General features: G+C 45.4%; 19 protein-coding genes and 2 tRNA genes. 11 read left to right on the top strand and 10 right to left on the bottom strand.

Features of this window, described 5'->3' with window-relative positions; translation table 11 throughout:
- Positions 1-62 precede the first annotated feature (62 nt).
- The 8 genes from BHC51_RS05610 to tsaB form a co-directional block, all read right to left on the bottom strand.
- On the bottom strand, positions 63-863 hold the full coding sequence (locus BHC51_RS05610; protein WP_100153527.1) for an ABC transporter permease: 801 nt from the start codon (positions 861-863) through the stop codon (positions 63-65).
- Positions 863-1,804, bottom strand: a complete 942-nt coding sequence (locus tag BHC51_RS05605) for an ABC transporter ATP-binding protein (RefSeq protein ID WP_100153526.1) — start codon at positions 1,802-1,804, stop codon at positions 863-865. The genes BHC51_RS05610 and BHC51_RS05605 overlap by 1 nt, the downstream gene beginning before the upstream one ends.
- 430 nt (positions 1,805-2,234) lie before the next feature.
- Positions 2,235-2,311 (bottom strand) — tRNA-Asp (locus tag BHC51_RS05600).
- A 32-nt stretch (positions 2,312-2,343) separates the two neighbouring features.
- Positions 2,344-2,419: transfer RNA gene (locus tag BHC51_RS05595), tRNA-Val, on the bottom strand.
- Between the two features lie 65 nt (positions 2,420-2,484).
- Positions 2,485-4,458: a cation:proton antiporter domain-containing protein gene (locus BHC51_RS05590; RefSeq protein ID WP_180296443.1), complete on the bottom strand. Its 1,974-nt coding sequence runs from the start codon at positions 4,456-4,458 to the stop codon at positions 2,485-2,487.
- A 101-nt stretch (positions 4,459-4,559) separates the two neighbouring features.
- Positions 4,560-5,429 (bottom strand): uracil-DNA glycosylase, encoded by an 870-nt coding sequence (locus tag BHC51_RS05585; RefSeq protein WP_100153525.1) that lies wholly within the window; start codon positions 5,427-5,429, stop codon positions 4,560-4,562.
- Positions 5,423-5,854, bottom strand: coding sequence for a ribosomal protein S18-alanine N-acetyltransferase (gene rimI / locus BHC51_RS05580; RefSeq protein WP_100100203.1), 432 nt, complete (start codon positions 5,852-5,854; stop codon positions 5,423-5,425). Before rimI ends, BHC51_RS05585 begins: the two co-directional genes overlap by 7 nt.
- On the bottom strand, positions 5,851-6,534 hold the full coding sequence (gene tsaB / locus BHC51_RS05575; RefSeq protein ID WP_100100204.1) for a tRNA (adenosine(37)-N6)-threonylcarbamoyltransferase complex dimerization subunit type 1 TsaB: 684 nt from the start codon (positions 6,532-6,534) through the stop codon (positions 5,851-5,853). Before tsaB ends, rimI begins: the two co-directional genes overlap by 4 nt.
- Before the next feature lie 246 nt (positions 6,535-6,780).
- Here tsaB and gluQRS point away from each other — a divergent pair, with 246 nt between their 5' ends.
- The 9 genes from gluQRS to BHC51_RS05525 all read left to right on the top strand — a co-directional run bounded on the left by gluQRS (position 6,781) and on the right by BHC51_RS05525 (position 16,024).
- Complete coding sequence (gene gluQRS, locus BHC51_RS05570) at positions 6,781-7,674, top strand: tRNA glutamyl-Q(34) synthetase GluQRS (RefSeq protein WP_100153565.1); 894 nt, start codon at positions 6,781-6,783, stop codon at positions 7,672-7,674.
- Positions 7,675-7,710: 36 nt separating this feature from the next.
- Complete coding sequence (gene cydD, locus BHC51_RS05565; RefSeq protein WP_100153524.1) at positions 7,711-9,414, top strand: thiol reductant ABC exporter subunit CydD; 1,704 nt, start codon at positions 7,711-7,713, stop codon at positions 9,412-9,414.
- Positions 9,411-11,054 carry an amino acid ABC transporter ATP-binding/permease protein gene (locus BHC51_RS05560; protein ID WP_100123292.1) on the top strand — a complete coding sequence of 548 codons (1,644 nt, stop codon included), beginning with the start codon at positions 9,411-9,413 and terminating at the stop codon, positions 11,052-11,054. Before cydD ends, BHC51_RS05560 begins: the two co-directional genes overlap by 4 nt.
- A 400-nt stretch (positions 11,055-11,454) precedes the next feature.
- Entirely contained in the window at positions 11,455-12,999 is a 1,545-nt protein-coding gene (locus BHC51_RS05555) for a cytochrome ubiquinol oxidase subunit I (protein ID WP_100153523.1), read from the top strand.
- Positions 13,000-13,008: 9 nt separating this feature from the next.
- The gene (gene cydB / locus BHC51_RS05550; protein ID WP_100100208.1) at positions 13,009-14,157 is read left to right on the top strand and encodes a cytochrome d ubiquinol oxidase subunit II; all 1,149 of its coding nucleotides are present in this window, start codon (positions 13,009-13,011) and stop codon (positions 14,155-14,157) included.
- A gap of 60 nt (positions 14,158-14,217) precedes the next feature.
- Positions 14,218-14,334, top strand: a complete 117-nt coding sequence (gene cydX / locus BHC51_RS05545; protein ID WP_100100209.1) for a cytochrome bd-I oxidase subunit CydX — start codon at positions 14,218-14,220, stop codon at positions 14,332-14,334.
- 266 nt (positions 14,335-14,600) lie between these two features.
- A complete protein-coding gene (locus tag BHC51_RS05540) occupies positions 14,601-14,882 on the top strand; it encodes a hypothetical protein (RefSeq protein WP_100100210.1) in 282 nt (93 codons plus the stop codon).
- A gap of 264 nt (positions 14,883-15,146) precedes the next feature.
- Positions 15,147-15,506 (top strand): DUF423 domain-containing protein, encoded by a 360-nt coding sequence (locus tag BHC51_RS05530; protein ID WP_100100212.1) that lies wholly within the window; start codon positions 15,147-15,149, stop codon positions 15,504-15,506.
- Between the two features lie 32 nt (positions 15,507-15,538).
- A complete protein-coding gene (locus BHC51_RS05525; protein ID WP_143558797.1) occupies positions 15,539-16,024 on the top strand; it encodes a hypothetical protein in 486 nt (161 codons plus the stop codon).
- Positions 16,025-16,106: 82 nt separating this feature from the next.
- Here the strand turns inward: BHC51_RS05525 and BHC51_RS05520 are convergent, their stop codons facing one another.
- The gene (locus BHC51_RS05520) at positions 16,107-17,477 is read right to left on the bottom strand and encodes an NAD-dependent succinate-semialdehyde dehydrogenase (RefSeq protein WP_100153521.1); all 1,371 of its coding nucleotides are present in this window, start codon (positions 17,475-17,477) and stop codon (positions 16,107-16,109) included.
- Between the two features lie 687 nt (positions 17,478-18,164).
- A complete protein-coding gene (gene coaD, locus BHC51_RS05515; RefSeq protein ID WP_100100216.1) occupies positions 18,165-18,680 on the bottom strand; it encodes a pantetheine-phosphate adenylyltransferase in 516 nt (171 codons plus the stop codon).
- A 374-nt stretch (positions 18,681-19,054) separates the two neighbouring features.
- Here coaD and BHC51_RS05510 point away from each other — a divergent pair, with 374 nt between their 5' ends.
- Positions 19,055-20,242, top strand: coding sequence for an efflux RND transporter periplasmic adaptor subunit (locus BHC51_RS05510; protein WP_100100217.1), 1,188 nt, complete (start codon positions 19,055-19,057; stop codon positions 20,240-20,242).
- A gap of 3 nt (positions 20,243-20,245) precedes the next feature.
- Positions 20,246-22,183 carry a MacB family efflux pump subunit gene (locus BHC51_RS05505; RefSeq protein WP_100153520.1) on the top strand — a complete coding sequence of 646 codons (1,938 nt, stop codon included), beginning with the start codon at positions 20,246-20,248 and terminating at the stop codon, positions 22,181-22,183.
- Positions 22,184-22,199: the final 16 nt, after the last annotated feature.

The raw sequence follows: 22,199 nt of genomic DNA, 5'->3' as shown, positions 1-22,199 counted from the left end.
TACTCATGATTTAAAAATGTTTTTTACAATCTGGCCTGTATGTGGTTTGAGTAAGATGGCAATTAACTGGCTAATGAAATATCACGCCGTCTGAATATCAGCACAGCTATCAGAAAGAAAATGCATCCATAGACAATATCGACCAGTAAGGCTATATAGAATTCATTATGAATAGGGTTTTCGATTGCATCTGTCATTAATTTAAATAAATAGCTCTTTATATTTAAAGGGCATAATTTATATAACCATCCATCTGTTGGTAGGTCAAGATAAATTAAATTGATTAACGCCCACAGACCATCAGCAAAGAAATAATACACAATACAGCAACCGGTAACAAAGGCGGGGCTGCTGGTCAGAGAAGAAAGCATTAGAGCAAATGCAGTAAAAAATATTGTAATTCCTAATATGTATAGGCTATATATCTTAGTATATTTTATTATTATACTAAGTTCTGGCAAATGGTGTAGTGTTAGTAACTGTAATAATAAAGTGAAGATTACAAATATAATCAGCATCAATGGCATTAATATCGTTATCGCTCCAATTTTTGCCAGTAGTATTTTGTAACGTTGATAAGGACGTGTGAGGATAAATTTAATTGTACCTCTGGATATTTCTGAGCTCAGAATACTGGAAGCATAAATAATAGCAATAAAATTGATAAAATAGTAACAAATATTTATGCCATAAAAAAATACCTTGTTACAATCGTCAACGGAAAGTGAGCGTGTTGTCTTCGAAAATATAAAACCTATTGTGCTAAAATAAATAATTAATAAGATAAATATTATTAAAGGTATGATAATTACGCTGCGGACGTTGAATAGGTATTTACGCCATTCATTAATCAGTAATTTCATTAGTTAGCCCTTTTTTGATTATCGCTGTTAATGGTATTGAGAAATGAGTCTTCCAGAGAGTAATGTGTCAGCTTTAAGCCGATTAAGGGGATATTGTTTTCGACCAGTAGTTTGGCAATTTCCGCACGTGGGTCGCGATCATTCTGGTTAATTGAGATTTCAAGGCTATTGAGCTGGTTGTTAACCTGATATCCTTTTTCTTGTAGTATTTTTTCTGCCAGTAATACATCTCCGCCCACTTCTATGTGAACGATATTATTGGATTTACTGAGGAAATCAGTCATTGTTCCTGTGTATATTTGTCTGCCGCGGTTAACGATAATTATGTCGTTCACTATCTCCTGTAGCTCAGAGAGAAGATGGCTGGAAATAATGATGCTGTTTCCATTGCGGATAAAGTTTTTCATCAGGTTGCGGAATTCTTTCATCCCTTCGGGGTCGAGGCCATTCATGGGCTCATCCAGAATTAATACTTTGGGCCGATGAATGGTAGCATTTGCTACGCCCAATCTTTGTCGCATACCTAAAGAATAGCCTTTAACTTTTTGCTGCTCAGCACCTTTAAGTCCGGTAGTGGCTAAAGTTTGCATCAGTTCATTTTTACTGATTGAAAGACGGCTCATGTCAGCAAATATCTGTAGATTATTCAGACCAGACATGTAATTATAAAATTCAGGGTTTTCAATTATGGTACCCAGATTGCATGCAGCCTGTTCGAAGCTTTTCTGAATGTCATGGCCACAGATTTTGATTTCCCCTGAGGTGGGGAACATTAAACCTGTAAGCAATTTCAGCATGGTGGTTTTGCCAGCACCATTAGGACCTAAAAAACCCATAATCCGGCCGGGTGCAATTTTGAATGAAATGCTATCCAAAATTTGCCGGCCTTTAATTTTTTTGGAAACATTTTTAACTTCTATCAGATAATCGTTATTTCCCACGATAAACCTTTCTTGCTTATTTCTGGTTTGTTGTAAATCGTTTGATTGGTGTGTGATTAAATGTATACGATCCTCGGAATAAAAATAAGGGGTTTTATGTTTTTTCTATAAATAATAGTGTATTAAACATAATTTAACAATTATACAGGATAATGGTGTATGTGGTGTATACGGTATAATTTTGTGTTTGAGGCGAAGATGGTATGGGTGGGTTAAAGTTTAGCAGCCCTGAATAGATGATTTTGTTTTGATGGATATGTATATTGTCTGTTTGAAAGTGCTGTAACTAGCGGGGGTAGGTGTATAGGGGTAAGGCTGATGGTTTTATTGTTGGCAGTTTTGATGTTTTAGCAGAAGCGGCTAATTTGAAATAATTGGTTTTAGTTGATAATAAAAAAAGCACAGCTTTTGCTGTGCTTTTTTTATTTTTTGGCGCGGCGGACGGGGCTCGAACCCGCGACCCCCGGCGTGACAGGCCGGTACTCTAACCAACTGAGCTACCACCGCGCAAGTTTCATGCTGTGCATAAAACAGAAAACTGGTGGGTGATGACGGAGTCGAACCGCCGACATTCTGCTTGTAAGGCAGACGCTCTACCAACTGAGCTAATCACCCGTGCTTGGGAAAGTCGGTATTAAACCAGATATATTGTCTGTTGGCAAGTGCTGGTTGTGAAAAAATTAGCTTGTTCCCTGTAGTGACCAGTTTTCAAATAGAATTACTTTGTCTCTGAGGCCGAGTACTACCAGTGTGTCTGCGGCTTTGAAACTGAAGTCGGGATTAAATTCGCGTAGCTGGTGGGCGTTGCGGCGTACGGAAAGCAGTTTTATATTCAGTTTGTCCAGTGGCAGGTCGTTTATGCTTTTGCCCACTAGAAAGGCATCTGGTGGCAGGGTGAATGCCTGACGGAAGTAATGTACATTTTCATTGGAAATTTCGTCATCACTGCCAGCAAACAGGCCTTCGAGTGCCTGATAGCGGTCTTGGCGGATGCGCTGCATGATTTGATAAACTTCGTCAAACGGTTTGCCTGAGCTTAACAGTGCCTGACTGGCCAGTGTGAGGCTGGATTCTTTTTCATCGGAAACGATATCGTCTGCGCCTATATTGGTGAGGACGGGGATGTTGTCGTCGCTGGTGACGCGCACGATTACCGGCATGGTGGGGGCAATCAACATAATGTTGCTGAGGATATGTTTGGCCTCGGTCATGTTGTTGATGGTGATAAGTACGGTATTGGCACGTTTTAATCCGGCTGCCTGCAATACTTCCTGTCTTTTGGCGTCTCCGAAGGTAACCGGTTCACCGGCTGCTTTGGCGGTGGCCACGCGTTCGGCGTCCAGATCGATAGCATAGTAGGGTGTGTCTTCCTGTTGCAGAATGCGGGCGATACTTTGACCACAGCGACCGAAGCCGATGATGAGGATATGGTCGGATTTGTTCATGGTGTCAACCAGTATGCTTTGCAAGTCAACAGCCTGTTCGTCCCAACTGCGTTTAACCAATAGTTTGGCGATTTGATCGGCACTTTTCATGATAAAAGGCGCCAGTATCATGGAAAGCAGGATGGCGGCAATGGCTGCCTGTTGCAGCTCAAGTGAGATGAGTTTCAGTGCACCGCTGATGGCCAGTATCACGAAGCCGAATTCACCGCCCTGTGCCAGATACAGTGCAGTTTTGATGCCATCGTCTGTGTTTTCTTTCATGTAACGGCAAATGCCAAGTAATACTAGTGCTTTGAGGATGACAAGTAGTGCACATAGTGCCAGTATCATTAACCAGCTTGATTGCAATACCTGTATGTTGAGCTTCATGCCGATGGTAATGAAGAAAAAGCCAAGCAAGATGTCGCGGAAAGGGCGGATATCATCTTCTACCTGATAGCGGTATTCGGTTTCGGATATGAGCATGCCGGCTACGAATGCACCCAATGCCAGCGACAGGCCAGCCAACTGGGTAAGGTAGGCAACGCCCAGTGTAACCAGTAATACGTTAATCATAAACAGTTCGCTGGATTTAGTACGTGCAATCAGGCGAAACCATGCTGGCATGATTTTGCTGCCGACTACCAGCAATAGGCCAAGTGCCACTACCATGGTGAGCAGGGCTTTGCCCATCTGTAGTATCAGGCCGTCACTACTGTGTGCCAGCGCGGGGAACAGAATCATCAGTGGTACGACAGCAATGTCTTGCATGAGCAATACACCCATAATCATATGGCCGTAGTGTTGTCCTAGCTCATTTTTCTCTACCATGATGCGGCTAACGATGGCGGTAGACGACATGGTCATGGCAGCGGCTAGGGTAAATGCCCATGTAAGCTGGATACCCATGACGCCCAGTATGATGAAGAGGGCAGTCAGGGTGAGGGCAACCTGTAATCCACCCAGCCCGAGTACCAGCCGACGCATGGCTTTAAGTTTGCCAATGGAAAACTCCAGTCCGATACTGAACATGAGGAAGGTAATGCCGATTTCGCCGATAAATTCGGTGGCATGATTCTGGTTGATCAGATGCAGCCAGCCCGGGCCGGCAATAAAGCCAACCACGAGATAGCCGAGCATAGCGGGAATGTGTAAACGGCGACAGATGATGGCGGCTAAAACAGCTACCAATAGTATCATCACGACAGGGCCAAGAGAAATATGCATAATGTATTGATTTTATTTATTTAAAATTTTATTATCATATTTTAACATAGATGGTTTGGCTTGTGCGGACTTATCCTTGATTAAGACTGTTTTTTTGAGGCAGATTATTGTAAATAATTACGCAATTTTTTGAGCGCAGCCCATGCTGTGGCTTTTAAATGGCTTTGACGCAATAAGCGTGCCGGATGAGGGCATATAACAAATGGGATATTGTGTAGATTTTGTGCCAGTGTGTTCTGATCGATCTGGCTGAATATCTGACCAAGCAGCAGGACGGCCTGCGGCCTGATGTGTTCGATTTGCGCGCTCAGATAGGGTAGGCAGGCGTGCAGGTGTTCGGCTGTGATGTGCAGGCTGACGTTGGGCGCACATTTTACTTGGCTGGTATAGAATACTTCTTCAGTAGTCATATTGATGGCGGCCAGCATGTTGTTAAGCAGTTTGCCTACTTCACCGCTGAAAAGCTGCTGGTTGCTGTCATCTGGTGGTGCTGGATTGGAACTAACCACTAGTAGGCGTGCGTTGCTGGCACCGTAACCGGGCAGTGGAGTACAGCGTTCCTGATGGAGATTGCAACGGGTACAGGCTGCCAGTGAGGCGGGTATGGCATCGAAGCTGATGTTGAATTCATCCGGTATGGGCTTGTTGCTGTTGATATTGATGTTGTTGCCTGCTGCTGTTTGTACCTCTGGCACGGTTGCAGGGCGAGACTGATTGATAATTTGCTGCAAGGCGGCGCGGTGCTGGTTAACTGCCTGCGGGATGGATTTGCGCGCTGATGCTGTCTGGGTTGCAGCTATGGTTTGCTGCCTGTCAGTACTGGCGGATACAGGTTGGCCGGTTGGAGCAGGCGCGCTGTCTGTTTCGGTATTTTTTGGGGCTGATTCTGGAACGATCAGGTATGCGGTCTGTGATAACCACATGGGTCCCAGACCCATTGCTTCATGTAAGTAGAGATAGCGGCTGTCTAGCATATTTTTTCCATTAGCACGGCATCGTCGCCATTCTGATAATAGCTTCTGCGCAGGCCGCAACGCTCAAAGCCATTGTGTTCATATAGTTGTAATGCGCCGCAATTGCTGGCACGAACTTCAAGCAGTATGCGGCTGATGTGTTGCTGCTGTGCCCACTGAAATAAGTGCCCGAGTAATTGTTGTGCATACCCTTGTCGTCTATGTGCCGGATGGGTATTGAGCAGATGGATTTCTGCTTCATCTGGCAGTTTTTGCCAGACCAGCATGGCGACAATTCCGTGTTCGGGCAGGTCGATTACCCACACGGGCTGTGATGCATCAATGCTGCTGGTGAGTTGCGTTGCTGACCACGGCGAGGGATTGCATTGTTGCTCCAGTATTTGCAACGCGGAGATGTCGGCAAGGGTGGCGGCGCGGATATTCATGCTGTTTTACCTGCGGCACGTCTGGCTGCCTGTTCGGTAGCGGTTAATGCAATTTTGTTGCGTACATAATGCAGGCTGGCATGGGCGGCATCGGTAGTGGTATAGCGGCCGGATAAGGCCAGTTGGGCATATTCTTGTGCGCTGGGCATGAGATTCTGCCCAGATACCGGTAAGGTGATATTGAGAGCGTAGGCATTACCCACTCCGGTAGCGGTATGCTGGCCGGCCGGCAGCCGGATGCTATCGGCCGAACCAACTAAATAATCACTCAGGCATTTGTGCTTTTGGGTGTCATACCATGCAAAAAACAATTCGTTCATGCGTGCATCGGTAGCAGCCAGTACGCACGGTTGGTTGGGTACCAGTGCTGCCACGGCGTCCAGACAGGGTATGCCAATCAGGGGTAGGTTGTGCGGCAGTGCCAGACCGGTAGCCACACCCAGCCCGATGCGTAATCCGGTAAAGGCACCTGGTCCTTGTGCATATACTATGGCATCTAGCTGCGCCAGTGTCAGGCTGGCTGTGTTTAATAATTGTTGGATGCGCGGTAATATCAGTTCGGACTGTTTCGCACCCACTGCTTCGTAAATGCTATGGGTATGCCCATTCTGATAGATTCCCAGTGACAGATAGCTGGTGCTTGTGTCAATAACAAGCAGTTGCGATTCGGTGCTAATCATGGTGTGTCAATGTGTTCAGATAGGGTTGATTATACCTTTTTATGGTTTGTCTTTTCAGGTTTGGCGTGGCTTTAATGGCAAAGGTAAAAATAATAAATGCTAATTCTGAATAAAATTTTGATAAATAATTGTTTATATTGTTGAGATTGCTGCTAATAGGACATGTTGGTTTGTACTTTTGCGAGGGTAATGTTAAGTTATTTGCTGTGCTGGCAGTATTAAGGATGGATGTGGTCTGTGTCTGAGTTGTATGTGGGGCGCTTTGCGCCCAGTCCTACTGGTTTATTGCATATTGGTTCGCTGTTAACAGCGGTAGCTTCATATCTGGATGCACGTGGCCGGCACGGGCGTTGGCTGGTGCGCATGGAAGATTTGGATCCGCCCCGGGAAAAGCCCGGTGCGTCAGCCGCTATTCTGGCTACGCTGGAAGCTTTTGCGCTGCACTGGGATGGTGAGGTGGTTTATCAGAGCAAGCGCCATCACCTGTATGCGGCGGCATTGGCGCAGTTACGTGCACGTGAGCTGGTTTATCCGTGTTATTGCAGCCGTAAAACGGTACATGCGCAGGCTCAAGGTATGGGTGTAGATGGGGTTGTTTACGGCGGACGTTGTGCGTTGCTGGGTACGGATAAACGTTTGTGTACCGATAAAGCACCAGCTTGGCGCTTGCGGGTTGGTACTGAATTAATCAGTTTTTTTGATGCAGTGCAAGGTTGGCAGCAGCAGTGCCTGAACACTGATGTGGGTGATTTTGTTTTATTGCGGGCTGATGGTTTCTGGGCTTATCAGTTGGCTGTGGTGGTAGATGATGCTGCGCAGGGAATTAATCATGTGGTGCGCGGGCAGGATTTGCTGGTATCTACTCCGCGCCAGATTTATTTACAGCAGTTACTGGGCTTGCCTCAGCCCAGCTATGCCCATTTGCCGCTTTTAACCAATGCTTTGGGGCAGAAATGGTCGAAACAGACGCAGGCACCGGCGTTGGATCTGCGCCGGCGAGAGACTTTATTGCGTCAGGTTCTGGTTTATCTGGGGCTGCCGCAGGCGCCGCAGGTGGATAGTCTGGCTGATTTACTTGACTGGGCAGTGCAGCACTGGCAGCTTGGGCTGGTTTCGCCACAGGCGATTGTGACTGCATAGTTTTGGACAGATGTTTTATGCAAAGGGAGAAGCAGGTTGGCTGAACAGAATTTATATGTATCCTCGCCGCGGTCTTATCTGCGCTTATGGCAAAAGCAGCAACGCCGCTCGTTCCGGATGGCATGGATAATGATGATTGCTGTGGCAATACTGATTATTGTGCAAAGTGCACTTCTGGCCAATCTGTTTGCTCTGTGGCTTAACGGTGAGAATGGGACGGTGGCATTACAGCAGTTTTTACCTTATCTGCTTGCTTGCTGGTTGTTGCGGCCGTTGTTGAATTATGCCCGGGAGCGGCTGCTGTTGCGTGCTAGTGTATCGATTCGGTTGCAGTTGCGCAGCCAGTTATTAAAAGCACTGGCTTTTCTGGGGCCGGAACGTAGCCAGTACGGTAGTGATGGTGCGCTGTCAACGCTGGTGCTGGAGCAGGTGGATGCTTTGGATGGCTATTTCAGCCGCTATGTGCTGCAACAACAGTTAGCAGTATTGATGCCATTACTGATTGCTGCGGCAACCTGTTTTTATAGTCCGTTTGCTGCTGCTCTGTTGTTGCTTACTGCGCCACTGGTGCCGGTTTTTATGATTTTGCTGGGGCAGGCTGCGGCACGCAAAAATCGGGCGCAGTTGTCTGCTCTGTCCGCTTTAAGCGGGCGCTTTCTTGATTTGTTACGCGGTTTGCCGACGTTACGCCGTTTAGGAGCGCAGTTACAGGCTCAGCAGGCTATTGATTCGGCAGCGGAGTCTTATCGTATGCGTACTGTGGCAGTGTTACGCCTGGCTTTTCTGTCTACAGCGGTACTGGAGTTGTTTGCATCGTTAGCGATTGCGCTGGTAGCGGTTTATCTGGGGTTGGGGCTGTTGGGTGTGTTGCCGTGGGCTAATGGCCGGATACCGGTACCTTATCAGGGCGCGTTATTTATTTTATTGCTTGCACCGGAATTTTATGCACCACTGCGTCAGCTCGGGGCTGATTATCATGACAAAGCTAAAGCTGAGGCGGCGGCAGAGGCAGTAATTCCGTTGTATGAGGTAGCAAATAATATGACTGCTGTCTCTGCTGAAGTGGATTTTGTGTTACAGACACCACCTTGCTTGCGGGCAGAATATCTGGTGGTGTACGGACGGGATAAGCGTATCCGTTTGCCGCAATTCAGTTTCAGTGTGCAAGCTGGTGAACGTGTTCTGCTCAGCGGGGTTAGTGGTAGCGGTAAATCCAGTTTGTTGCAGGCTTTGCTGGGCTTTGCGCCTTACTCGGGTACTTTGTGGATTAATCAGCATAATTATGCTGATTTGAATCTGCCACTTTTGCGCCAGTCGGTGGCTTATCTGGCGCAGACTCCGCCGATTCTGCCGTTATCAATTGCTGAAAATCTGCGTCTGGCCAGTGCCAGTGCCACTGATGAGGAGTTGCGGCAGGTATTGCAGCTGGTAGGGCTGTGGGAGTTGGTACAGCGTTTGCCTAAACAGATGGATACGTTATTGGGAGAACGCGGACGAGGATTTTCCGGCGGGCAGCTACAGAGGCTGGCACTGGCACAAATGCTATTGCGCAATGCGCCACTGTGGCTGCTGGACGAACCAACGGCTCATTTGGATCCGCAGACTGCGGCGGATATTATGCAGTTGCTGGCGCGATTGAGTATTGGTAAAACGGTGCTGCTGGTTAGTCATGATGTCAGTTACGCAAGGTGGGTAGACCGGGAGATTATATTGTCTGGCCAGCGGGAGCAATTAGGATGAGACGCTATCATTTATTGTGGTCGGGGCAGCAGTTAAAATTAGTGAATCTTTTACTGAGTCGCAAGCGTGCTTGGATACTGGCATGGTTTTTAGGACAGGTAACAGCGATTGCCAGTATTGCTTTGTTGGCTTTATCCGGTTGGTTTATTACTGCTGCCGGACTGGCAGGACTGCTGAGTCTGGCAACAGCCTATACATTTAATTATTTTACACCGGCAGGGATTATTCGTTTGCTGGCTATTGTGCGTACCGCCGGCCGTTATGGGGAGCGGCTGGGATCGCATGATGCGGTACTTGGTTTACTGGCCGATTTGCGCAGTGGGCTATTTGCCCGTCTGGCAGCAGGTAAACAGCAGCAATCGACATCAGTGCGCCAGATGCATCGTTTGCTCAGTGACATTGAGCTTCTTAATAACTGGCCGCTGAATATGGTATTGCCATGGCTGTGGGCACTGATCGTATTGCTGTGCATTCTCGGCCTAACCGCAATTGTAGGTGATGGGTTGCTGGCATTGTATCTGGGCATTCCCTTATTGCTGGCTACAGTAGTAATTCCTGCTGTGGCCGCGTGGTGCGGACAAAACTGGGGCAGTCAGCAGGCTGTACAGTCTGAACAGCGGCGCACAGCTTTGCTGCAACCGCTGGAGGCATTAACTGCACTGTTGCAGTGGCAACAATGGTCGCGTTTTGCTACGGCTTTTTTTGCTGAAGACGGGGTTTATGTAAGTGGTCAGTTACGCCAGCAACAGCTGGCAGGGAAGGTAGTGCTGCTACAGCAGGTGTGTCTGGCGGTAGCAGCAGCTATTTTGTTGTGGCAGGGAAGTGGTAATAGCGGTTTATCGATAGCGATGCTGCTGGCCTTGTTGCTGGCTGTGTTTGGATTTGCGGAATTGGTGTTGGTACTGGGTATGAATATGATGACATATGGTTTGTGTCGGGCAGCGTGTGCGCGTCTGAATGCTATTATGCCGCCACAGCTCCTACAGGAATCTGCCAAACCTGCCTTGCCTGCTCAATTACATTTACAGGCGCGAGGCATGTGTGCGCGCTGGCCGGAGGCGCTGAATGGAGCTGAAAATATCAGTTTTGATGTGATTAATGGCGATATTCTGCTGTTACAGGGCGCATCGGGTGCAGGGAAATCAACGTTATTGTCTGTTTTAGCGGATGAATTGCAACCTGTGAGTGGTGAATTGTACTGTAATCAACAGCCATTTGCGGTCTGGCAATGGCAAGGGCAGGTGGCTTATTTGGCACAACAGCTTGATATATTTGATTTGACTCTGGCAGAAAATCTGCGTTTGGGTAAAGCAGAGGCAACCGAGGATGAGTTATGGACGGTATTGGCCAGTGTTGGACTGGCTGAATGGGCTAGAAATCAGCCTGAGCGGCTGGATACGCCTCTGGGTGAATACGGTGCTGCGGTGTCTGGCGGGCAGGCGCGGCGAATTGCACTGGCGCGTTTGCTGCTGCGGCCTTATGCATTGATGATTCTGGATGAACCTTTTGCTGGTATCGATGAGCAGTCTCAAATAGCGCTGGCTGTGATGTTGAAGCAGCATCAGCAACATGGGATTCTGATTGTGGCCAGTCACCAGACGAATCCATGGCCTGATGCGCAGGTGCTGTATGTAGGTTGAAGATATTCTTTCTAAGTTATTTATTCTTTTTGTGTTTTAATAGCCACATTGTTGTGGCTGTTTTTATTTTGAATAATATAATATGTTTGATTTAGGTCAAGTTAATTATGTACAGGCAAATGATAAAAAATCCATTGCTTTATAATTAATTGTTATATGTTTGCATTAATTTTGCATAAATTTAACCATATGTATCTAATATAGGTTTTATTTATTTTAATTTTTACTTTTTTAATGTAAGCTTAAATATGAAGTTGTATGAGGAAATTTTTATTTTAAGTTTAATATTTCCAATTTGAATAGTACATCTTGTTCTATTAAATCAGGATGGTTTTCTAACTGTGACTATAGATGTAATTATCGAATAAGAATTTATTAATATGGAACAGGAAACACGGCTATGGATTTGGTAGAACTGTCGAGACTACAGTTTGCTTTGGTTGCGCTTTATCACTTTTTGTTTGTGCCGCTAACTCTGGGGATGACTTGGATTCTGGTAATTATGGAATCGGTCTATGTGTTAACTGGTAACCAGATTTACAAGGATATGACGCGCTTCTGGGGTAAGTTATTCGGTATCAATTTTGCTCTGGGGGTAACAACGGGGATTACGATGGAATTCCAGTTTGGTACCAACTGGTCGTATTACTCGCATTATGTGGGTGATATATTCGGTGCGCCGCTGGCGATTGAAGGGCTGATGGCTTTCTTTCTGGAATCTACCTTTGTGGGTTTGTTCTTTTTTGGCTGGGAGAGGCTGAGTCGCCCCGGCCATCTTATGGTTACGATACTGATGGCTTTGGGTACCAATCTGTCTGCGCTATGGATTCTGGTAGCCAATGGCTGGATGCAGGATCCGGTAGGTGCACATTTCAACTTTGAATCTATGCGTATGGAAATGACAAGTTTTGCGGATATTTTCTTCAATGAGGTGGCGCAAAACAAGTTTGTGCATACTGTCTCTGCTGGGTATGTTACTGGTTCGATTTTTGTGATGGCTATTTCTGCTTGGTATCTGTTAAAAGGTCAGGATGTAGACTTTGCTAAAAAAAGTTTCCGTATTGCCGTTGCTTTTGGTGTGGCCTCAATTTTATCGGTGCTTGTGCTTGGTGATGAGTCTGGCTATACGGTTGGTAAATCACAGCAAACTAAGATGGCAACGCTGGAAGCTATGTGGGAAACAGAACCGGCTCCAGCTTCGTTTAATTTGATTGCTATGCCAAATGAACAGGCAATGAAAAATGATTTTGCGGTAAAAATTCCGTGGGCAATGGGGCTGATTGGTACTCGGTCGCTGGATAAGCAGATTCCGGGGATAAAAGAAATTATTGCCGAAAATATTGAGCGTATCCGCAATGGTCGTGAGGCAGTGATTGCACTGGAAACATTGCGAAAAAACCGCACAGATGAACAGGCGCAGGCCAGTCTGAAGCAATACGGTGATGATCTGGGCTTTGGACTATTGTTGAAATCTTATGTGCCGGATGTGCGTCTGGCTACCGAAGCCGATATTGCGCATGCAGCGCGGGAAACTATCCCGCGTGTAACTCCGATGTTCTGGAGTTTCCGCATTATGGTATTGTGTGGCGTTCTGATGCTGATGTTGATGGCTGTAGCTTTTTATGCTTCGGTTAAAAATAATTTTGCTGAAAAGCGCTGGCTGCTCAAGTGGGCTTTCTGGAGCTTGCCATTGCCGTGGTTGGCCTGTGAAGCCGGATGGTTTGTGGCAGAATATGGCCGCCAGCCATGGACAGTATATGGGGTACTGCCAACCAATCTGTCTGTTTCTTCGTTGACCGCAGCCAATATCTGGGGATCGATTTTCGGGTTTGTGACGCTGTACACGATATTGCTGATTGTGGAAGTGTATCTGATGGTACGATTTTCGCGTCAGGGGCCGGGCTCGCTGGGCACGGGACGTTACGCCAATGAAGCTGAGCATTAGGAGTAAACTATGGAATTCTTAGATTATCCGGTATTGAAATTCATTTGGTGGTTGTTGCTGGGTGTTTTGCTGATTGGTTTTGCCATTATGGACGGGCAGGATATGGGTGCAGGCGCTCTGCTCCCGTTTGTAGGTAAAAGCGATAATGAACGTCGAGTGATTATTAATACAGTAGGTCCGCACTGGGATGGAAATCAGGTATGGTTTATTACTGGTGGCGGTGCTATTTTTGCTGCCTGGCCTTATGCCTATGCAACAGCTTTTTCTGGCTTCTACTGGGCAATGATGGCGGTATTATGGGCTTTATTTTTTCGTCCGGTAGGTTTTGATTATCGCAGTAAAATCAATAATTCTTTATGGCGTTCCACTTGGGATTGGTTACTGTTTGCTGGCAGCTTTGTGCCACCGTTGATTTTTGGGGTGGCATTTGGCAATCTGCTGCTGGGTGTGCCGTTTCATTTTGATGATGATTTGCGTTCTTTCTATACCGGTACATTCTGGGAGCTGCTCAATCCGTTCAGTCTGCTGTGCGGTGTGGTATCTGCGGCGATGATTATTTTCCATGGTGCGATTTATCTGGCTTTGCGTACTGAAGATGTGGTAAGAGAGCGTGCGCTGCGTGCCAGTACAATTGCATTGATTGTGGTGGTGGTTACGTTTTCGCTGGCCGGTATCTGGATTAATGCGGGTATCGATGGCTATAGTATTGTGGCTGGAAGTTATTTACCTGCTGCTGCTCCCGATCCATTGCATAAGCAAGTGGTAACTGCCGCTGGTGCATGGATGCATAATTTTCAGCAATATCCGCTGCTATTACTGATTCCAGTATTGGCGTATGTGGGCTTTATTTTGGCATGGTTACTGGCTAAGAATGGCAAAAACTTTATAGCATTCTGGTTGTCTGCGCTGGGGTTGGCCGGGGTAATCGGTACAGCCGGTGTGGCGATGTTTCCTTTTCTCATGCCGTCCAGTACTGACCTGCGTTCCAGCCTGACAGTATGGGATGCCAGTTCCAGTGAATTTACCTTAACTGTGATGCTGGTGGCTGCAATTATTTTTGTACCGATTGTGTTGCTTTATACTAGTTGGTGTTATCGAGTAATGCGTGGTAAGGTAACCAGTGAGCTGATTCGCAAGAATGATCACAGTGCATATTAAAAATAGTTTTGTCTGCCAACGGTATGGCTGGTAGGTAATGCACAAATCAAGGAGTGTTTTATGTGGTATTTTGCTTGGTGTTTAGGAATTGGCTTTGCGGTACTGTTAGGAATAGTAAATGCTTTATGGGGCGAATATCAGCAGGACAGGGATGTCCTAGACCAGCAGTCGCAATAGCAGAAAATAATGTACTGATTTAGCCTGAGCTGATACATATTGATTATTTCTCGATTTACAAGTTTCCCTTAGTTAGCTGTATACCGGAGGTTTGGTATACAGCCTTTTTATTTGTGGCAAGAGTATAATATTGGTGTGGATATAAGCATTATTGCGGGAGTAAGGTAATTGCTGTTTGCTTGGAATAAATTGCAATAATTTTGCTGGAAAATCTTACGTTTTTGTATTAGCATGTTCAGTGGATATTCTATTCGGAAAGGAGTCCGATGAATAAATTGATACGCAATGGGCTGACGCTCTCTTTAGGGCTGCTGGTAGCGGTAAGTGCTGGTGCCAAGGATATCAAGATAGCGACTAATAATACTGATTATGCGCCGGAAGATATACAGAAACTGGCCAGCACTGCGGTAAAAATGGGTGTAAAAGAACCTTTGAATATGAATCTGGCTGCCGGTAATCTGACTGTATCTGGCAGTAACACTACCAATTGTGTAATTAAGGTAGGTACGGCGAAAGCGCCACAGATTGCTGGTATTAGCTGTAAATAATATGATAAGAAAGTTAATATAAAGCTGAATGCTGAGAACTGACCAATCTGGTAGATTGGTCAGTTTTTATTTGTGGTCAGGGCAGTCTGGCAACAGGTATGAAAAGTATGGATTTGCAGTAGCTGTTGTTGAAAGATTTAAGATCTGGCCAATAAGACGATTTGTTATCCGTAATTGTGGCCTATATACTATGGCTGTCTGGCTGAATGATGTGGCTGGACAGAGAATCAGCCTTGCTGGCTGAGTTAATAATGGGGGGTATTTATGTGGTTAGGTATGGCAGCTTGTAATCTGGCTCTGGCGGTAATGCTGGGAGCATTCGGTGCACATGGGTTAAAGCATACGGCCAGTGCACAGCAATTGGAATGGTGGCATACCGCTACACAGTATTTTTTCTGGCATGCGCTGGGTTTACTGGTACTCGGTGTGTTGGTAAAAGCTGTGCCGTCATTTGCGGTTAAAACTCCATTTTGCTTGTTGCAACTGGGGCTGATTATTTTTTGTGGCTCGCTGTATCTGATGGCTTTGGGGCTGCCGCGTTGGCTGGGAGCGATTACGCCGGTTGGTGGGGTATTAATGATAACTGGCTGGCTGACTCTGGCATGGCTGGCATTTAAGCAGTAGTTGTTCTTACTGAACTTGACAGGAGATATGCCATGCGTTGTTGTGTTTACTCGATGTTGTCTGGTTTGTTACTGGCTGGTTCGCTGTGTGGTTGTAGTTATTCAGCCACTCTGCCAGCCACTGGTGCGGTTCAGGGTATGAATCAAACAGCAATACCGGTTGCTTACCAACAGGCTAGAAATTACTTTATTAAAAATACAATAACTGAGCCTGTGCCGCGGCATATTACTTCAGCAGAAGAGTTTGCGCATTATTTTGCTATGGCTGCAACCATGGGTAGAACTGGAACACCAACCCCAATAGATTTCACCACTCAGGATGTGCTGGTATTTGATGCAGGAATAGTACAACAGCAGCTAGATATCATACCACTGGCTTTAAACCGAGTTCAGAACAAGCTGGTATTAAATCTGCACATCCGTTCTGGCGCAGCGTTGAGCTATCAGATGCATCCGTTTTTGTTATTGATTGTAGCGAAAAACTTGCCTGATAATGTGGAATTTAATGTGCAGAAGTGATTAGCTGGAATATACTTTTTAATCCGCTAAAAAAGCAGTCTGTAGTTACAGACTGCTTTTTCAAACGGGTAAAACGGATAAATTATTTCTGTCCAATGACTACTAGCTTGTGATTAACAAACTCTTTAATGCCTAAATCACTTAGTTCACGTCCAAAACCGGAGCGTTTTACTCCGCCAAACGGTAATTCGGCTACTGAGTCGCCAATACGGTTGATAAATACCATACCGGTTTCAATTCGGGAGGCCAGTTTTTTCGCCCGTTCAATATCTGTGGAGAAAATGGTGCCACCTAAACCAAAATGGGAATCATTGGCCAGTGCAAGGGCTTCATCGTCATTTTTAACTACATATAGCTGGGCTACTGGACCAAAGAATTCTTCAAAATAGGCAGGATTGTCGCGGCTGATATCGGTAATCAGGGTAGGGGTGAAGAAATTACCTTCAGCCGGCTGATTGCCGCACAATACTTTAGCACCATGAGCGATAGCTGCATCAAGCTGTTTCTGCAAATTGTCCTTGCTTTTACGTGAGGAAAGTGGTGCCAGCGTGGTGTTTTCATCCAGTGGATCGCCCATTACCACTTTGGCAAAGTCTTCCTGAACAATTTTAATAAATTGTTCTGCTACTTTTTCATGTACGATGAAACGTTTTGCCGCAGTACATACCTGTCCGGCGTTATACAATCTGCCGCCTACTGCGGTATGTGCAGCAGTTACCACATCGGCATCGTCTGTAACTATGAATACATCATTGCCGCCCAGTTCCATGGTAGCCTTTTTCAGCTTGCTACCAGCCTGTCCGGCCACAATACTGCCGGCGTCTTCGGAACCAGTTAAGGCTACACCCTGTACTCGTTGATCGCTGATAATGTTAGCAATCTGATCCGGGCTGACAAACAGATTAGTATAGGCACCAGCTGGTGCATTGGCTTCGCGCAGCAAATCTTCTACCAACTGCGCACATTGCGGTACATTGCTGGCATGTTTCGCTACTACGGGATTGCCTACTGCCATTGCAGGAGCAATCACGCGAATCAGTTGATAAATCGGAAAGTTCCATGGTTCAACAGCTAGAATAATGCCAATAGGATGATGTTCCACCCAGCCTTTACCTAGTTTGCTTGGGTAAGCTACTGGTTTAAGTAGTTCTGCACCATGTTGGGCATAGTACTGTACTATTTCTATACAACAGGCAATTTCACCGCGGCTTTCAGCCAGACGTTTACCCATATCCAATGTGATGATACGGGCAATTTTTTCCTGATGCAGGGTCATGACATCGGCCAGACGGCGTAATAAGGCTTGTCTGTCGCCAATGTTTTCAGGTTGTGCCCATGCAGACTGATACAGGGCATAGGCTTGAGCCAGTGCGCTTTCTACTTCTGCATCGGTGTGATTGGTGAAGGTTTTAATCAGTTCGTTGTTAAACGGGTTGATAGATTGGTAAGCCATGTGCTGCTACTCCTTATAGATATAATGGTAAGAATATTTTGTCTGCTAATACGTGAGACAGGAGAAACTTATTGTACGGCTCAGACCTGTATGACTTAAACGAAATAAGGAATAGAATCAGTGTCTAAGATGATTGTATGGCAGTGGTAGAGTTTTTGTAAAGTGGTGTGCAGGTTTTATGGAAACATAATTGAACTTAGCCAACCTAATAGTTATATTATAGTTACCGACAATAAGAATGAAAGTGCTAAAAGATGAGTAAAATATTTGGATGATCGTATTATTATAATGTTATTTTCATCTTTAGACGAGGTGAAGACTGCCTGAGTCACTTAGAAATAAAATATAAATTACTAAATTAGTTTCAGATAAAAGAAATTTTTTAGGTGCGGACAGTATAAGAAATTTAGAAGGCATGGATATTACGGTTTCGTGCTGGCGTACTGTTGAAGCCACCGAAAACTAGGAAATTCATGCCTTGCATTTGCTGGCAAAATAACTAGGCGTACAGCAAGGGTACCCATGGTTTCTAATGCATATCAGCAAAGCCGAACATAGAAATTTTTCTTGTATAATTTAGAATCAAATCTGTATAAATAATGGCTTTTTGTTTCAACAGAAAGCCATTATTTATACCTCTATATATTATAGAAAAAGTCAGATGCTGAATTTTAAAAGTTGGCCAGTTCAGCTTTCATGGTACATATGATCTTGCATGATTTTTTCATAAACAGCATCAGGCACATAGCGGCGTATCATGGCCTGCCAGTTCTGCGGGCCTACCATGCCTTTTACCATGGTTGAGGAAACCTCGGCATATTCGCGAGGTGGCATCAGAAAAATGGTGGATATATCTGGCTGTAAATCATGATTGATATGCCGCATGGAGCGTTCGTATTCATAATCTGAGGCAGTACGAATTCCGCGTACGATAAAATCCGCACCTATACTGCGCGCATAGTTCACCAAATACTGATTCTCAAAGCAGGATATTTTTACATTGGGAAAATTGGCGGTAATGGCACGCAGCATTTGTTTACGTTCTTCAATTGAATATGTTGTAGTTTTTTCCGGATTAATCCCGATAGCAACAGTCAGCTCATCAAACAATGGCTGTGCTTCACGAATCATCCATAAATGACCATTGGTAGGTGGGTCGAAACTGCCGGCATACACTGCACGGCGAATGGTTGAGTTAGTCATTATTGTATATTCCAAACTGCTTTCTGATATGTGCCGGAATGATTTGTCAGTATGCTGATACTGCACATTATGGATTTGATTGTAAACGGTTAGTGTTTATTTTCAATGCCGTGAATGCAAAGCTGCGCAGCTTAATCGGTTATGCTGGCATTGTCAAAGCGCAATGTGTTTGAATTCTGAAGAAAATGAGATATTTTAAGAAAAGGTGAAAAATGGTTAATAAACAATATATTTTATCTGGTATATGGCAGATTTGCAGCATTATCTGGAAGATAAGTTGATGATAATGGTTTTCATCCTTTACAATCTTAATCTTTTGCCGCGATGTATCAATCGGGCAAAAACGCTTGAGTGTTATACGGATAATGAAGCATATGAAAAAAAAATGGGTTAAGAGGGTAGTGTGGTTACTGGTTTTGGTGCTGCTGGCGGCCATATTGTGGAGCCTGTTTTTTAAACCCAAAAATCAGATGAATTTTGTCACTGATGAGGTGCGCCGCAGTGATATAACTCAGACGGTCAACGCTACGGGGGAAATTGCCGCTGCCCAGCTGGTTGACGTGGGAGCACAGGCGTCAGGCCAGATTAAAAAATTGTATGTCAAACTGGGGCAGCAGGTGAAAAAGGGGGATTTGATTGCTGATATCGATTCTACCACCCAGTTAAACACACTCAATACCAATAAAGCTAAGCTGGATACTTATCGGGCACAACTGGTGTCGGCTGAAATCACTTTAAAAATGAAGCAGCGAGCGTTTAGCCGTGAACAGGCGTTAATGGATCAGGATGCTACTTCTAAAGCGGATTTTGATAATGCACAGGACAATTTGGCGGCAGCACGCGCTAATGTGGCTGAGTTGAAATCCCAGATCCGGCAAACCCAGATTGCGATTAATACCTCCGAAGCTGATTTGGGTTATACGCGTATTACTGCACCGATGGACGGCACAGTAGTTTCTATTCCGGTAGAGGAAGGGCAAACGGTAAACTCCAGCCAGAATACGCCGACTATCGTTCAACTGGCAGATTTGAGCAAAATGCTGAATAAAATGCAGATTGCAGAGGGAGATATGAATAAGGTTAAAGCAGGCATGCCTTTAACTTTCACAACGCTGGCGGATAACAGTAAGGTGCGTAATGCTACGCTGGAAGCAGTAGATCCGGGTTTAACCAAGATGTCACAGGGCGGTTACAACACCAGTACTGATACCACTGATACGGCTATCTATTATTATGCCCGTGCACTGGTTCCGAATGATGACGGTGCGCTGCATATCGGTATGACAACTCAGAATAATATATTTGTGAAATCTGCCAGAAATGCGCTTACGGTATCCAATCAGGCCATCAGACATCATCGAGGTAAAAAGGTAGTGCAAGTACTGGGTAATAATCAGCAGGTACTCGACAGACAGATTCAAACTGGTATTACAGACGGGATGCGTACAGAAGTGAAATCAGGTTTGAAGGAAGGTGAGCAGGTAGTGCTATCTGCATTAAGCAGTGCTGAGGCCAGAAATGGCGTTAGCAGAGAACCCAAAATGCGCGGTTCGAGAATGTAAGCCATGAGTTTATTGGAAATTAAGGCAATTAATCGCTGGTTTGGCCATGGTGAAAACCGGGTACAGGTGTTAAAGGATATCAACCTGAACATTGAAAAAGGCGATTTTGTGGCTATTATCGGCCAGTCTGGTTCTGGTAAGTCTACCCTGATGAATATTATAGGGTGTCTGGATGTGCCTTCCAGCGGTTCGTACAGAATTGATGGTGTGGAAACTGCTGCTATGACTGCGGACGAGCAGGCTGCTTTGCGACGCCGTAGCTTTGGTTTTATTTTTCAACGTTATAATCTACTCAGTTCGTTAAATGCGCGTGAAAATGTGGCACTGCCGGCGGTATATGCAGGTATGGAACATGATGAACGGCTGAAACGGGCAGATGAATTACTGGCGCAGCTCGGGCTTGCCGGTAAGGAAGCAAATCGTCCCAGTGAGCTATCTGGTGGTCAGCAGCAGCGGGTAAGTATTGCTCGGGCGCTGATGAATGGTGGTGAAATCATTCTTGCGGATGAACCAACTGGTGCACTGGATACTGGCAGCGGGCAGAATGTGATGGAAATTCTGCATAAACTGCATGATGCAGGTCATACCATTGTAATGGTAACCCATGACCCAACCATCGCTGCTAATGCTAATCGGGTGATTGAAATTCGCGACGGACGTATTATCGCCGACCACAGTAAAAATACAACTATTGCTCCCAGCAATATTGAAAGTATTAAAGAACATAATTCTTGGCATTTTTATCGCGACCAGCTATTTGAATCGTTTCGCATGTCTATTCAGGCGATTATGGCGCATAAGATGCGTTCTTTTCTCACCATGCTTGGGATTATCATTGGTATTGCCTCGGTGGTTTCGGTGGTGGCTTTGGGGCGAGGTTCGCAGGAAAAAATTCTGGAAAACATCAATGCTATGGGCACAAATACTGTTTCAGTCTATCCGGGTTACGGATTTGGTGATCGCCGTTCATCACGGATTAAGACTCTCACTGTAGGCGATGCAGAGGTATTGAAACAGCAGGATTATGTTGACAGTGTTACGCCGGGAGTAAGTACCAGTGGCACGCTGACGTATGATAATCAGTCACTTTCTGCTCAGTTGTATGGGGTGGGCGACCAGTATTTCGATGTACGCGGTATTAAAATTGCTCTAGGCCGTCTGTTTAATGAGGATGATGTTACTCAGAACAGTCAGGTAGTGGTGATTGATAACAATACTAAAAATAAGCTGTTTGCTGATGGCACTGATCCACTGGGGCAGGTGATTCTGCTTAACAAACGACCATTACGGGTTATAGGAGTGACAGCGCCGAATAATAATGGCTTTATGGATAGTGACAGTTTACAACTTTATACTCCTTATACCACGCTGATGAACCGGATTTCTGGTTCAAAATACATTACTTCGGTAACAGTAAAGATAAAAGATAATGTTAATTCGCAAACGGCTGAAAAAGGTATTATTGAGTTACTGAAAGCTCGCCACGGCGCAGAAGACTTTTTTACTCGTAACAGCGATACCATCAAGCAGACTATTGAAAGTACCACCGGTACCATGACTCTGTTGATTTCCAGTATTGCCCTGATTTCACTGGTAGTGGGCGGTATCGGGGTGATGAATATTATGCTGGTGTCAGTCACCGAACGAGTAAAGGAAATTGGTATCCGCATGGCTATCGGAGCACGTCAGCACAATATACTTGAGCAATTTCTGATTGAGGCTGTGCTGATTTGCCTGATTGGCGGGGTGGTAGGCGTATTGTTTTCTTTTGCTATCAGTATGTTGTTTAATCTGCTGGCTACCGATTTTGCTATGTCGTTTTCTACGGTTTCTATCGTGATGGCAGTGCTGTGTTCCAGTGTGATTGGGGTACTGTTTGGCTTTATGCCGGCAAAACGAGCTTCACAACTGAATCCGATTGATGCATTGTCGCGTGATTAAGCCTGCTTTTTCTGGA

It is taken from the genome of Snodgrassella alvi, assembly GCF_002777745.1.
GTDB classification, from domain to species: Bacteria; Pseudomonadota; Gammaproteobacteria; order Burkholderiales; family Neisseriaceae; genus Snodgrassella; species Snodgrassella alvi_D.
The sequence above is the reverse complement of the archived record's forward strand: the minus strand, read 5'-3'. Positions and strand labels throughout refer to the sequence as shown.